Source organism: Noviherbaspirillum denitrificans, from assembly GCF_002211445.1.
GTDB lineage: Bacteria > Pseudomonadota > Gammaproteobacteria > Burkholderiales > Burkholderiaceae_D > Noviherbaspirillum > Noviherbaspirillum denitrificans.
This window is the reverse complement of record NZ_LSTO01000001.1, coordinates 1,082,002-1,095,814: the sequence shown is the minus strand read 5'-3', so window position 1 is coordinate 1,095,814 and position 13,813 is coordinate 1,082,002. Positions and strand designations below refer to the sequence as shown.

Genomic DNA, 13,813 nt, shown 5'->3' with positions numbered 1-13,813 from the left:
GTTCTCCTCAAGTGACGAAACGGAAAGCCTGGTCCCAGTCGGCGGCGAAGCGTTCGATGCCGAAACGTTCCAGCGCATCGCGCCGCGCGTTTTCGCCGAGCCGCCGCGCCAGCGCCTGATCACGAAGCAGCTCCTGCATATGCGTGATGAGCGCCTCGACATTGGTGTCAATAAATCCGGAGACGCCATTGCGAATCACGGTCGGCATTTCGGTGGTGGCCAGCGCCACGATGGGCATGCCGATCATCATCGCCTCGATCACCGCCAGTCCGAGGCTGGTGTAGCGGATCGGATTGAAGAAGAAGCGGTAGGGGGCGGAGAAGGCAGGCAGCTTTGCATGTTCGACCTCGCCCAGCCCGCCGGCTTCCGTGGCACCCATGCCGACCAGGTCGAGCGACACCGACTGGCGCACATGGTCGAAGATGTCGCCGCCCAGCCGCCGTCCGCGCGAGCGGATATTGTTGATGACGACCAGCCCGCGTTCGAGGTCGCCGTGCCACGCGACATCCTTCGGCACCATCACGCCGTGCTCGATCACGCGCGTCGGCGTGCGGCCGCTGTTCCACATCAGCGCGTTGAAATGCGTGACATGCACCAGCAGCACCGAGGGATCGTCGACCGGATGCGGCATGTCGACCGGATGCTCGCGCGGGGTGTCGTGTTCAATGTAGATCTTCGGCAGGCGGCGCTGCGCCTCGGTCAGGTAAAGGTGCTGGTCTTTCAGGTACTGGTCATCGTCCTGGAAAACGATGCAGTCGAACTGCATGTCCTTCGCCTCGGACACCGGCAGGTCGATGACGTTGTCGCCCCAGGGAATGTGGCCGCAACGCCCTCCGTAGCCGGGCGGGCGTCCGGGCTTGGACAGCACGTAGAAATCGTGCGGCGCCTGCGTCAGGTAATAGAGGTAACTTCCATGCGTGTGCCAGGTGAGGATCTTCAGGCGTTTTGTCATAGTGGATAAGGAAATGTAGGGTGGGTGGGTTTCGCTGCGCTCTACCTACCCTGCGATCCTAGAATGTCCCCCTGTACAGCGCGCAACTGCGGCACACCTCAGGAGGCTTCGGAGAATCCAGCGCCGCGCGGAATGCTTCGTATGCTTCATTGTTCCAGACCGCGTCCACGCCATCTTGTGCCATGTCACCGAAATGGATCCTGTCCGGCGTCGCCACCATGCAGCAGGGCATGGCCTTGCCGTCGTAGCTGATGTAGGAACCGCGCCATGGCCAGTCGCAGCGTGTGCGGCCGGACGTGCCGGCCGGCCAGTCGCGCGGCTGCAGTCTCGGCAGGCGCAGTTCCACGCCGAGGGCAGACGCCTGTTCGCGCGCTGCCTGGAAGCAGCGTTCGACGTGCCCGGGATCCTGGTGCAGCAAGGTCTGCGCATCGATGAACTCGCGCATCGGCGCATAGCGCTCCGGCAGGCTGGATTCGCCGAAGTCGTGGCACAGGTGCTGCACGAAAACGGACGCGATGCCTTCCTCATGCGCCAGCGCCACCAGCCCCGGCAATTCCTCCAGGTTTTCGCGCATCGCCACGGCAACCAGGCGCAGACGCGGGGTGACGCTTTCCAGCATGCGCCTGGCCTGCACGAGACGGCGCAGGTTGCGCAGCACGCGCTGGAATCGCGAACGCAAGCGTATCGCCTGGTAGGTGGCGGCGGTCGCGCCGTCGAGCGACACATGCATCGTGTGCAGCCCGCTGCGCACGCACTCCTCCGCGCCCTGTTCGGACATCACCGTCATGTTGGTATTGGTCGACACACGGATGCCGCGCGCGGATGCATAGCGCACCATCTCGAAAAACTGCGGATGCAGCAGCGGCTCGCCCAGTCCTTGCAGCTGCAGCTCCGTCATCGACGGAAACTGGTCGACCAGCCTGCGGAATACCGCGATGTCCATGAAAGCGCGTGGCTGGCCCGGTCCGCCTTCGCCGCGGAACTGGATCGGGCACATGCGGCAGCGCAGGTTGCATTGGCCGACGGGCTCGATCTGCACATATTCCGGCAAGGGCGTCATAAGAGCCCGGCCCGGAACCGGATCGCGCCGACCATGCGCCAGAAGACGGCCAGCGGTGGTATGAGCGCCGAGGTCACGACCATTTCCGCCACATGGCCCGGCGCCTTTGAGGTGCGCTTTAGCCGTTGCATGCAGAAGCGTCCGGTCATGCCGAGCCAGAGCAGCCCGGCGACCAGCGCTGGGGCAGTAGCGCCGGCGGCCGCTGTGATGACGCAGGCGAAGAGCGCCGCCACCGTGATGTAGAAATCCCAGCGTGGCTTGGAGCGGATCTTGCGCCGGTACAGCGCGGGGTGCTTCTTGTACAGCAATGCATCGAACTGCACCTTTTTCACCTGCTGCAGGCTCACGCCCCAGCCGGCGGGCCGGATCGGATGCATCATCACGGCCTTCGGCTCGTACACGATGCTGGCCTGGTATTCGAGCAGCCGGAACTGCAGGTCGGAATCTTCGCGCCAGGCGAAGCGGAAGCGCTCGTCGAAGCCGCCGAGGTCGTCCAGCACCTGCCGCCGGCAGAAGCAGTTGGCGGTGACGAACTCCGCGGTCTCCAGCTGCTTGGCATCGAGTTCATAGTCGGTCGGCGTATGCGACAGCGGCATCACGATGCGTCCGCTCACCGCGTCCACGCTGCCCTCGAACGCACGCAAGCCGTTCTTCAGCCAGTCGGCGCGGGCGATGGTGTCGTCGTCGGTGAAGGCAATGATGCCGCCCCGCGCGGCGCGCCAGCCGTGGTTGCGTGCCGCAGCCGGGCCGTGCGGGCCCATCGAAGGGATATAGGTGATGCGCGGTCCCTGCCCGGCGGTGTGCGCCGCCCAACCCGCTACCACTTCGCGCGTGTCATCGTCCGGGCCGTCATCCACGACGATGATCTCGAAACGCGCGGGATCGAAACGCTGCAGCACCAGGCTCGCCAGGCAGCGGTTGAGCAATTGCGGACGCCCCCGGGTGGGAACGACCACGCTGGCGGCGACCTCCACTTCTCCCGGACGGGCGCTTGCGCTGTCGGTCCGGCGCAGGGGTGTCGGCGCCGTGTTGTTGCGCGGACGGGCTTTCAGGCGGCTCGCCGGGTCGGCGTGCGACGTTCTCCGGTCACGGTCGAATGCAAGAATTTTCGTCATGGATACAGTCCTGGGATAGCTCTGTATTGATTGATATGGAGCCGATGCAATTCCCGTTCCATTGACCTTGCTTGAGGCCGCTCAAGCAAGCATTTCCTTTTCCATCTTTTCGCTGTCTTCCGCGCGTTGCTGCAATTGCCACAGCCTTGCATACATGCCGGCCTGCTGCAGCAGGCGCGCGTGCGTGCCGCGCTCCACGACGCGGCCGCGGTCGAGCACGATGATTTCGGTGGCGTCGACCACGGTCGACAGGCGGTGCGCGATCACCAGCGTGGTCCGGTTCTCGGCGAGCGTATCGAGTTCTTGCTGGATGGCTTGCTCGGAGGCGGTGTCGAGCGCGGAGGTCGCTTCGTCGAAGATCAGCAGGGGAGGATTCTTGAGGATGGCACGTGCCAGCGCAATCCGCTGTTTCTCGCCGCCCGACAGTTTCACGCCGCGTTCGCCGACCGGCGTCTCGTATTTCTGCGGCAGCGAATCGATCAGGTCGTGGATGTGCGCGGCCTTTGATGCGGCAATGATCTGTTCCATGGTCGCGCCTTCGCGGCCGTAACCGATGTTGTAGGCGATGGTGTCGTTGAAGAGCAGCGTTTCCTGCGGCACCACGCCGATCGCTTCGCGCAGGCTCTTTGCGCTCACTGCGCGCACATCCTGGCCGTCGACCTTGACGCTGCCCGAACCGACGTCATAGAAACGCAGCAGCAGGCGCGCCAGCGTCGACTTGCCCGAGCCGCTGCCGCCCACGATGGCGACGCGCCCGCCGGGCGGGATGCGGAAGCTGACGTTGTGCAGGATAGGCCGCTCGGGTTCGTAGGCGAAATTGATGTTCTCGAAAGCGACTTCGCCATGCGTGACCTGCAGCGCGGGCATGCCGGGCGGGTCGTGGATTTCCGGCTTTTCGCGCAGCAACTGGAACAGCTTTTCCGCATTGACCAGCGCATCCTTCGCCTCGCGGTAGACGAAGCCGAGCGCGTTGAGCGGAAGGCAGATCTGGATTACGTAGGCATTGATGAGGATGAGGTCGCCGACCGTCATCGCGCGCGACATCACGTCTTTGCCCGCGAGCAGCATCACCGACGCCACGCCTAGCGCAATGACCGCGCTCTGGCCGACGTGCAGGATGAACAGCGCCTTCTGGTTGGCAACCACGGCTTCCGCCCAGTTGACCATGATGCCCTGGAAGCGCCTCGCCTCTTCCTTTTCATTGGTGAAGTATTTCACCGTGTCGTAGTTGATGAGGCTGTCGGCCAGCAGGCTTTTCGCATTGGAGTCGAGCTTGTTGACGCGGCGCTGGTAGATCGTGCGCCTTGCCGTGAACACCAGCGTGAAGCCGCAATACAGGATGAAGGTCACACCGAGGATGGTCGTGTACCAGTCGCTGTAGCGGGCGGTCATGATGGAGATCACCATGATGATCTCCAGCAGCGTGGGAACGATGGTGAACAGGCCGACGCTCAGCAGGAAGGCGATGCCGGATGTCCCGCGGTCGATGTCGGGCAGCAGGCCGCCGATACGGCGCTGCGCATGGAAGCGCGCGCTCAGTTCATGCAGGTGGCTGAATACCTTCAGCGCATAGGTGGCCACCGCATGCTGCGTGACCCGCGAAAACACCAGGTCGCGCAGTTCGTTGAACAGCGTGCTGCAGAACCGCAGGATCGCGTACCCCGCCAGCAGTGCCACCGGCAGCACCAGTACCTGCTCGGGGCGTGACAATTCATCGACGATGCGCTTGAGGACAAGCGGCACCGACACCACAGCCACCTTCGCGAGTATCAGGAAAAACAGCGCGGCGGCGATGCGGTTGCGGAACTGCGACACCACGTCCCACAAGTCGCGCATCACCCGGGAATCGCTGTGCTCCTGTTCAATGGTCGACATTGCGATATGCATCCTTTCCGTCACGTCGATGCCGCGCTGTAAGCTTTACAACGGCATATGGAAAAACTGCTGCTGTCCATGGCGCAACAGATGCGGCACGTTTGAAAGCACGCGCATCGCTGACTATCCTGAACAGGCGCTGCCGCGCACGTCCGTCAGTGGTATGGAACTTGCACCCGTGCCACTGCCACCCTTCGCTTCCCGCAGCGTGTCCGGCAACCAGGACCGCTGCGAGGACTTCATTAGCACTATTTATTCCACGACACCCGTCGCCATGGCCGCCACCGGTTTCTCCCCTGCGGACAACGAAGTGGCGGGAAAGGTGTCGCGGAACGGAAGAGAGGAGATTCACGATGGCAAGGATTGAGCAATCGATCGAGATCAACGTTCCTGTCAGCACTGCCTACCGCCAGCTGACAAAGTTCGAGCAATACCCGCGGTTCATGGAAGATGTGGAAGAAGTGCGCCAGCTCGACGACACGCATCTGCACTGGCATACCAAGGCAGGAAACCTGGACATGGAATGGGATGCGGAGATAACGCAACAAGTTCCGGACCGCTGCATTGCCTGGCGCAACATCAACGGTCCGCGCTATGAAGGAAAGATCGAGCTGCGCCCGACCGAAAGGGATCGCACCGAGGTCAGGCTGACGATGGAATGTGACCCGAAGCAACAGGTGCTGGTGCAGCATGGCGATGCGCAGAAGGCGATCGCCGATCGCACCGAGCATGATCTCGCGCGCTTCAAGAAATTCATCGAGAAGCTGGGACGTGAAAGCCATGACTGGCTCGGCAAGATCCGCGACGCGGAACCGCTGACCACCGATGCCGGCGCCACGCAGATGGCGCGCGAGGAAGCGTCCAGGCAAGGCGAACAGCACGGCCGCGCGGCATCAGCGTTCGAGTCATGGCAGGCCACGCTGCGTTCAGGCTGGATGCCGGGGATGATGCACGCATGGACGGACCCGCTTGCAGCCATGCGCAGGGCGACCGAAGACATGGACAGGATGATCGAACGCATGATGGGTTCGATGACGGGCGCCGGCGCTGCGCCGGCCACGGGGAGATGGTCGCCGCCCGTTGAAGTGGCGCAGCGCGACGGCAAGTTCATCGTGTGCGCCGAGCTGGCCGGCCTCAGCCGTGATGATGTATCGGTGGAAGTGAGCGGCGACCGCCTGACCATCGAAGGCGAGCGCCGCCAGGAACCGCCGCGCGGGCCGCAGGAGCATCGCCGCAGCGAACGCGCGTATGGACGCTTCTGCCGCGTGATCAGCCTGCCTGCCGGCGCACAGGGCGAGGCGGCATCCGCGTCGCTGCAGGACGGCCTGCTGGAAGTTACCATCCCGGTCAGGGACGGCGGCGGCAGGAGCAGGCGCATCGAAATCCGTGGGAAATATGAAAGATAAAAAGCGTAGGGTGCGCCATGCGAACCGGTGCTTCGCCGGAGGCTATCGTGCGCCCTGCAGGCTCATCCTCGCGGTGTCATAGGGGAATCACATCGAAACAGCTCCCCTCTGGTACCTGATCATCGGGGCCCTGCTGCTCCTGATGGGCTTGCTCGGTACGATCTGGCACCGGCTGCCGCTGAGCCCGGCGATGCTCTACCTGCCGATCGGTTTCGCGCTCGGCCCTTCCGGCGCCGGACTTGTCACGCTTGACCCGTACGGGAATGCCGCGCTGCTCACGCTGCTGACGGAAATCGCGCTGCTGATCTCGCTGTTCACCGTCGGCCTCAAGCTGCGGGTGCCGCTGGCCGACCGCATCTGGCGCCTTCCGCTGCGCCTGGGCGTGGTTGGCATGCTGGTGACGTCGGCGTTGCTGGCGCTGGCCGGCTTCTATGTGTTCGGCCTGCCGCCGGGCATCGCGGTATTGCTTGGCGCGATACTGTCGCCGACCGATCCGGTGCTCGCCTCCGATGTGCAAGTCCATGACGCCGGCGACCGCGACCGCTTGCGCTTCAGCCTGAGCGGCGAGGGCGGAATGAACGACGGGACCGCCTATCCGGTCGTGATGCTCGGCCTGTTCCTGCTCGGCGTCGAGGAGGCGCGCGACTATGGGTCGCGCTGGGCGCCGCTGATGGCGATGTGGGGCATCCTCGCCGGCTTCGGCAGCGGCTTCCTGCTGTCGCGCGGCGTGGTCAGGCTGGCATTGCACCTGCGCCAGCACTACCACAAGGCGCTCGGCATGGAAGAGTTCCTCACGCTCGGGCTGATCGCCGCGTCGTATGGCGTATCCCACCTGGTGCATGGGGTAGGCTTCATCGCGGTGTTCGCGGCCGGCGTGGCGATGCGCCGCATCGAACACGAGCGCAGCGGCACCACGTCGCCGACGGAAATGATCGGCGCCGTACCCGCCGGCGATGCGCCGGCTGTGGCCACGCATCCGCAAAAGGCGCCGGCCTACATGGCCGAAACCGTGCTCGGCTTCAACCAGCAGCTCGAACACATTGCCGAATTCGTGATGGTGCTGCTGCTGGGGATCATGCTGTCGGCCGCCGGATTCAGCCTGGACGGCGTGATAGCCGCGGCGCTCTTGTTCCTCGTGGTGCGTCCGGTATCGGTGGTGCTCGCGCTGCTGGGAGAGAAGACGGGACGCACGCAGCGTGTGCTGATGGCGTGGTTCGGCATCCGCGGCATCGGTTCCTTGTATTACCTGGTGTTTGCCTTGCAGTACGACTGGGCAATGGACATGAAGCAGCGGCTGGTCTCGATGGTACTGACCGCAGTGGCGATATCGATCCTGCTGCACGGTATCTCCGCCACGCCGCTAATGGAGCGTTACCACCGGCGACGGCAGGCGCTGGTTGATGAATAGAAAGGAACTACATGAATGCCGATTTTATCGGCTGGCTCAGTGCCGCCATCCTGGTGATGACGATTTCCCGGCAGGTGTATACGCAATGGCGCGCCCGCAGCGTCGCAGGCGTGTCAAAGTGGCTGTTCATCGGGCAACTGGCCGCTTCGCTCGGATTCACCATCTACAGCTACCTGGTGGAAAACTGGGTGTTCGTGTTTGCGAATTTTTTCATCTTCCTCACTGCGGTTGCGGGTGAAGTGGTCTACATGCGCAATAAGCGGCTGACGCAAGGCAAAACCGGCGGGTAAAAGGCGCCTGCCTGCGTTTTCCTATTTACACATGAGCGTAAGAATTTCATCCCGTTCGTGGATGAAACGGTGCGTCGGGTGCGCCCTGCCGGCCCGGGGCGATGCGGGAACGGCAATTGCATGACAATCCAACAAGATGCGATGCCGCAGGCCACGCGGCAGGATACTGCGCAACCATGGGAGACCGATGTGTATACGCTGGGAATCAATGCTGCATACCATGATTGTTCCGCCTGTCTCGTGCATGACGGCATCGTCATTGCCGCCGCCGAGGAAGAGCGCTTCACGCGCATCAAGCACGGCAAGCGCCCGGTGCCGTTCTCGACATGGCAGCTGCCTTATCATGCGATCGATTACTGCCTCGCCGAAGCCGGCATCGCGCTCGAGGACGTGCATCACGTGGCGTACTCCTATGATCCGTCGCTGCTGCTGCGGGACTACGGTGGACAGGCAACGATACAGCTGCCGCTGGAACCGTCGGCGCACGGCGCGTCCGAATGGCTGTCGCCGTGGGATCCGTTGTTCCTCTCGTATATCGTCAACGCGCCGCGCCAGCTCGCCGGCGGCGCGCCGCACCATTTGCGCAAGCGCTTCCGCAATGTGCGGCATGACGGGCCGTTCAAATGGCATTTCGTCGAACACCATCTCGCGCACGAGGCGAGCGCCTTCCTTGCCGCGCCCTTCGACGAGTGCGCGGTGCTGTCGATGGACGGACGCGGCGAATTGGCCACGACCAGTTACGGCTTCTACCAGGACCGGCGCTACCAGCGCATCAAGCAGGTCAACCTGCCGCATTCGCTCGGCCTGCTGTATGAAGCATTGACCAGCTACCTCGGCTTCCTGCATTCCTCCGACGAATACAAGGTGATGGCGCTGGCTTCCTTCGGCAAGCCGGTCTATGCGCCGCTGCTGCGCGAAGTCGTGCATTACCTCGGCAACGGCGATTATGAAGTGCTGCCGGTGGAGTGGGAGCGCATGTTCGGTCCGGCGCGCGAGCGCGGCAGCGAATTCACCGCGAAGCATCGGGACATCGCGGCATCGCTGCAAGTCGTGCTGGAGGAGGTGGTGTTGCGCATGGCGGATTGGCTTCACGAACAGACCGGCGCGGACAATCTGGCGATGGCGGGCGGCGTCGCGCTCAACTGCGTGATGAATGCCCGCGTGCGGGACCACGGCCGTTTCAAGCGCGTCTGGGTGCAGCCGGCGGCGGGTGATGCCGGCACCGCGCTCGGCGCGGCGCTCTGGATCGATGGCCGGGAGCGGCGCGCTTCCGCGCGCGCCTGGCAGATGGATCATGCCTTCCTCGGCCCCGCCTATGCGGATGACGAGATCGAGGCTTTCCTGCGCCAGGCAAAATTGCGTTACCGCCGCGCCGCCGACTTGTCCGCCGAGGTGGCAGACCTGCTGATGCAGGACAAGGTCGTCGGATGGTTCCAGGGACGCATGGAGTTCGGGCCGCGCGCATTGGGCGCGCGCTCCATCCTTGCATCGCCGCTGGATGCATCCATGCAGCAGCGGCTGAACCAGATCAAGGACCGGGAAGACTTCCGCCCCGTCGCGCCTGTGGTGCTGGAGGAAGAGGCCGCGAACTGGTTCGTGAACGGCGGCGTGTCACCTTTCATGGTGTTCGTGTATGACGTGCGGCCGGACAAGGCGGACCGCATTCCGGCGGTGCGCCACGTGGACGGCACCGCGCGCATTCAGACCATCAACCGCCAACAGAATGCCGCCTACTACGATGTGCTGAAAGCCTTCGCGCAGCGCAGCGGCGTGCCGGTGCTCATCAACACGTCGTTCAACACGCGTGGCGAGCCGGTGGTCTGCTCGCCGCGCGATGCGGTCGAATCGTTCTGCTCCACGCCGCTCGACGTGCTGGCAATCGGCCCCTACCTGGTGGAAAAGCCATGATGCGCGAACCTTGTACCGAACGCCTCTTCGGGGACGTGCAGCCGCCGCGCAAGATTGCGGTGTTCCGCGCGCTGCAGCTGGGTGACATGCTGTGCGCGGTACCTGCGCTGCGCGCATTGCGTGCGGCGGCGCCGCTCTCGCACATCACCCTGATCGGTTTGCCGTGGGCGACGTCCTTCGTCAAGCGCTTCAGCGACTATGTCGATGACCTGCTGGTATTTCCCGGATTCCCCGCCTTTCCGGAGCAGCCCGCGCATCTCAACGCGATCCCGCACTTCCTGTCGGAAGCGCAGCGCCAGCGCTACGATCTCGCACTCCAGATGCATGGCAACGGCAGCCTCAGCAACCCGCTGACGGTGCTGTTCGCATCCGAGCGGTCCGCAGGCTTTTACGTGCCCGGCCAGTATTGCCCCGACCCGCGCACCTTCATTCCGTGGGAGGACAATGAGCATGAAGTGCTGCGCAACCTGCGCCTGCTGGAATACCTCGGTGCGCCGCGCCAGGGCGACTATCTCGAGTTCCCGCTGACCGACGCCGACTACCGCGCGCTGCAGCGCTGCGAAGTCAACCTGCCGCCGCCCGGCACTTATGTCTGCATCCATCCGGGCGCCCGCCTGCCGTCGCGGCGCTGGCTGCCGCAACGTTTCGCCGAAGTCGCCGACCGCCTGGCGATGGCGGGCATGAAGATTGTCCTCACAGGTACGCAGGACGAAGCGGATGTGGTGCGTGCGGTACGCGAGGCGATGCGCATGCCCGTCCTCGACCTCGGCGGCAGGACCGAACTCGGCGCGCTGGCGGCGCTCATTGCGCAGGCGAGCCTCGTCGTGACCAACGATACCGGCATCTCCCATATCGCCGCCGCCGCGGCCACGCCGAGCGTCATCGTTTCCTGCGGCAGCGATCCGGTGCGCTGGGCGCCGCTCGACAACGAGCGTCACCAGGTCATCAGTGCCGACGTCGCCTGCCGTCCGTGCATGCACCACGTCTGTCCGACCGCGCACGAATGCGCGGATGAGGTCGGTGCAGAGGTGGTGGCGACGATGGCGGCCACGGTCATCCGCAACTGGCGATACCGGACCATTCCCGGGAGGGAGGAGTGAGGGTGCTGGTCACCGGCGGAGCCGGATTCCTCGGATCGCATTTGTGCGAGCGCCTGCTGGCCGAGGGTGACGAGGTGCTATGCCTCGACAATTTCTTTACGGGCAGCATGCGCAATGTCGCGCACCTGCTGCACAATCCGCGCTTCGAACTGGTGCAGCATGACATCGCGCTGCCACTGCGCGTGGAAGCGGATGAAATCTACAACCTCGCCTGTCCCGCCTCGCCTGTCCATTACCAGCGCGACCCGGTGCGCACCATGAAAACCAGCGTGCTCGGCGCGCTCCATGTAATCGAGCTGGCAATGCAGAGCGGCGCAAAGGTGCTGCAGGCATCGACCAGCGAAGTGTACGGCGACCCGCAGGTGCATCCGCAGCACGAAGCCTACTGGGGACATGTCAATCCAGTCGGTGTGCGCGCCTGCTACGACGAAGGCAAGCGTTGCGCGGAGACGCTGCTGATGGATTGCCGGCGGCAGCACGGCATCGACGTGAAGATCGCACGCATCTTCAATACCTACGGCCCGCGCATGCATCCGGAAGACGGCAGGGTGGTGTCCAACTTCATCGTGCAGGCACTGGCCGGCGAGCCGCTGACCGTGTACGGCGACGGTACGCAGACGCGCTCGTTCTGCTACGTGGACGACCTCGTCGATGCGCTGGTCCGGCTGATGGCGAGCCCGCCGGATTTCTGCGGTCCGGTCAATCTTGGCAATCCGGTCGAATACACCATGCTCGAACTCGCCGGGCAGGTGGTTGCGCTGTGCGGCTCGGCGTCGCCGGTTGTGTTCCGCCCCTTGCCGGGCGACGATCCGGCACGCCGGCGCCCGGATATCAGCCTTGCGCGTGCCATGCTCGGCTGGGAGCCGCGCATGGGGCTCGAGGAAGGGCTGGAGCGCACCATCGGCTACTTCCGGGGCGTCGAACGGCTGGCGCCGGGAACACAGTTTGCATCAGATGACACAGCATGCAGTCCCTACGCCTGTCCGACAGAGGTGCGACCATGAAGCGATACCGAGGGATGTTGACCAGGATGCCGTCCATGCTCTGGCTTTCGCTTGCCGGCATGCTGCTTGCCGGCTGTGGCGACGGCTCGGGAAACCCGCGCCCGCCGTATTCGCCGCCGCGCCCGCTTACCGAAGCCGGGAAAATTTCGCCGGCGAATCTCGTCCTGCCCGCGCGGCCTGTCCCGCCTGCCCCGGGGATGACCTGAATGATGGGGGCACGGCCGATGCCGGATGGCATGGAGTTTGCCTCACCGAGGGCGAGGAGGCAGAACATGAATCTATCGACACATGTCGAGGAGGTCCGGTTTTCGAGCGGCAACGGTGATATGGATGCCGTGCTATGCCTGCCGCCAGACCCGGTCGGCGTCATCGTGGTGGCCGACGGCAGGAGCGGTCATCGCGTAAAGCCGCCGGTCGACTATATCGGTACGGTACTGCGCAATGCACGCCTGGGCACCTTCTGGCTCGATCTGTCGCACCATCCGGTCAGTGAGCAGGAAAACGGTGCAGGCGACTCGCTTTCGGAACAGCTCGAATCGGCCTGCGCGTGGCTCAAGGAGCACCACGTGGTGCGTGACATGCCGGTCGGCCTGCTTGGCGCGGGAAAGGGCGCCGCGCTCGCATTGCAGCTTGCCGCGCGCCTCGGATCACAGGTGTTTGCCGTGGTGTTGCGTGGCGGGCGCCCCGACCTTGCGCCGCAAGGCAGCCTGCCGCGGGTCAACGCACCCACGCTGCTCATTGCCGGCGGCCTGGACGAGCGGGTGGTGGGGATCAGCCGCGCCGTGTACGCAGCACTGCGCTGCGAGAAGCGGCTGGAGATCATTCCCGGTGCGACGCATTCCTTCGAAGAACCGGGAAGCCTGGAAGTGGTGGCGCGCCTCACGCGCGGCTGGTATCTGCAGAACGTGCGCGTCAGGCACGTCTGAAATTTCTTCTTTGGATAGAAGAAATTACAAGGCCTGCGGAAGCATGGTTCCGGCTGATTTTGTCCTTAGGGAGTTGCCATGAACAGAAAACTTGTCCTGTCCGCGATGCTCTTCGTCGCCGTCCTCGCCGCCGGATGCGCCGGCATGGATGGCAGGCAGGATACATCGCAAAAGTCCGCCGGCCAGGCGGTGGACGATACCGTCATTACGTCCAAGGTGAAGGCGGCATTGCTCGCCGACCCCGATATCGCGGGACTGAAGATCAATGTCGATACCGCCAAGGGCAAGGTCACCCTGAAGGGCGAAGTGAAGTCGCTCGCGCTGTGGCGCAAGGCGGAGTCCCTGGCGCGCGGCGTGGAAGGGGTGAAGGAGGTGAGCAACCAGCTGGTGATTACCGGCTGAGCTGAATCGACATCGGGATGTAGGGTGCGGCCCCCGCACCATTGCAGTACCCAGGGCACCGGTGCGCGGGGCGCACCCTACAGTTTAATCAGGCGTAATCGACCTGGTTGTGCTTGGTCGTCACCAGCTTGTTCTGGGACAGCGACATCATCAGCACGGCGATCATTTCATGCATGATGATGGTGTGGCCGTTGGCGGTCGCCTGCAGGTATTCGCGCAGCTTTTCGCGCACTACCGGGACGCCGGTCACGTCGATGATGATGTCGACGTTGAGGCCGAGCATCGCGATGTCCATGAAATCGTTGGTGGTCTTGACGTTGCGCGCGCGTGCCAGCGCCATGCCCGGCATGTCGTCCTTCAGGTCGGC

General features: G+C 64.1%; 15 protein-coding genes. 10 read left to right on the top strand and 5 right to left on the bottom strand.

Annotation, left to right across the window (positions count from 1 at the left end; all coding sequences use genetic code 11):
* Positions 1-7: 7 nt before the first annotated feature.
* The 4 genes from AYR66_RS05425 to AYR66_RS05410 form a co-directional block, all read right to left on the bottom strand.
* Positions 8-952, bottom strand: a complete 945-nt coding sequence (locus AYR66_RS05425) for a glycosyltransferase (protein WP_088706679.1) — start codon at positions 950-952, stop codon at positions 8-10.
* A 58-nt stretch (positions 953-1,010) separates the two neighbouring features.
* A complete protein-coding gene (locus AYR66_RS05420) occupies positions 1,011-2,012 on the bottom strand; it encodes a radical SAM protein (RefSeq protein WP_088706678.1) in 1,002 nt (333 codons plus the stop codon).
* Positions 2,009-3,127 carry a glycosyltransferase family 2 protein gene (locus AYR66_RS05415; protein ID WP_088706677.1) on the bottom strand — a complete coding sequence of 373 codons (1,119 nt, stop codon included), beginning with the start codon at positions 3,125-3,127 and terminating at the stop codon, positions 2,009-2,011. Before AYR66_RS05415 ends, AYR66_RS05420 begins: the two co-directional genes overlap by 4 nt.
* An 81-nt stretch (positions 3,128-3,208) precedes the next feature.
* On the bottom strand, positions 3,209-5,002 hold the full coding sequence (locus tag AYR66_RS05410; RefSeq protein ID WP_170942073.1) for an ABCB family ABC transporter ATP-binding protein/permease: 1,794 nt from the start codon (positions 5,000-5,002) through the stop codon (positions 3,209-3,211).
* Here AYR66_RS05410 and AYR66_RS05405 point away from each other — a divergent pair.
* From AYR66_RS05405 to AYR66_RS05360, 10 genes are all read left to right on the top strand, one after another.
* Positions 4,992-5,369: a hypothetical protein gene (locus AYR66_RS05405; protein WP_141104027.1), complete on the top strand. Its 378-nt coding sequence runs from the start codon at positions 4,992-4,994 to the stop codon at positions 5,367-5,369. The genes AYR66_RS05410 and AYR66_RS05405 overlap by 11 nt on opposite strands.
* A complete protein-coding gene (locus tag AYR66_RS05400) occupies positions 5,356-6,408 on the top strand; it encodes an Hsp20 family protein (RefSeq protein ID WP_088706674.1) in 1,053 nt (350 codons plus the stop codon). Before AYR66_RS05405 ends, AYR66_RS05400 begins: the two co-directional genes overlap by 14 nt.
* A gap of 142 nt (positions 6,409-6,550) precedes the next feature.
* Positions 6,551-7,816, top strand: a complete 1,266-nt coding sequence (locus AYR66_RS05395) for a cation:proton antiporter (RefSeq protein ID WP_088706673.1) — start codon at positions 6,551-6,553, stop codon at positions 7,814-7,816.
* 11 nt (positions 7,817-7,827) lie between these two features.
* A complete protein-coding gene (locus tag AYR66_RS05390) occupies positions 7,828-8,106 on the top strand; it encodes a hypothetical protein (RefSeq protein ID WP_088706672.1) in 279 nt (92 codons plus the stop codon).
* A gap of 141 nt (positions 8,107-8,247) precedes the next feature.
* On the top strand, positions 8,248-10,014 hold the full coding sequence (locus tag AYR66_RS05385; protein ID WP_088709616.1) for a carbamoyltransferase family protein: 1,767 nt from the start codon (positions 8,248-8,250) through the stop codon (positions 10,012-10,014).
* Positions 10,011-11,114: a glycosyltransferase family 9 protein gene (locus AYR66_RS05380; protein ID WP_234814769.1), complete on the top strand. Its 1,104-nt coding sequence runs from the start codon at positions 10,011-10,013 to the stop codon at positions 11,112-11,114. Before AYR66_RS05385 ends, AYR66_RS05380 begins: the two co-directional genes overlap by 4 nt.
* A complete protein-coding gene (locus AYR66_RS05375; RefSeq protein WP_420093087.1) occupies positions 11,111-12,118 on the top strand; it encodes a UDP-glucuronic acid decarboxylase family protein in 1,008 nt (335 codons plus the stop codon). The genes AYR66_RS05380 and AYR66_RS05375 overlap by 4 nt, the downstream gene beginning before the upstream one ends.
* A gap of 35 nt (positions 12,119-12,153) precedes the next feature.
* Positions 12,154-12,324: a hypothetical protein gene (locus tag AYR66_RS28750; protein ID WP_170942072.1), complete on the top strand. Its 171-nt coding sequence runs from the start codon at positions 12,154-12,156 to the stop codon at positions 12,322-12,324.
* Positions 12,325-12,390: 66 nt separating this feature from the next.
* Positions 12,391-13,044 carry a dienelactone hydrolase family protein gene (locus tag AYR66_RS05365; protein WP_088706669.1) on the top strand — a complete coding sequence of 218 codons (654 nt, stop codon included), beginning with the start codon at positions 12,391-12,393 and terminating at the stop codon, positions 13,042-13,044.
* 78 nt (positions 13,045-13,122) lie between these two features.
* Positions 13,123-13,446 carry a BON domain-containing protein gene (locus tag AYR66_RS05360; protein WP_088706668.1) on the top strand — a complete coding sequence of 108 codons (324 nt, stop codon included), beginning with the start codon at positions 13,123-13,125 and terminating at the stop codon, positions 13,444-13,446.
* Positions 13,447-13,534: 88 nt separating this feature from the next.
* Here AYR66_RS05360 and AYR66_RS29340 read toward each other — a convergent pair.
* A partial coding sequence (locus tag AYR66_RS29340) for an oxidoreductase (RefSeq protein ID WP_206047065.1) occupies positions 13,535-13,813 on the bottom strand: 279 nt, incomplete at its 5' end.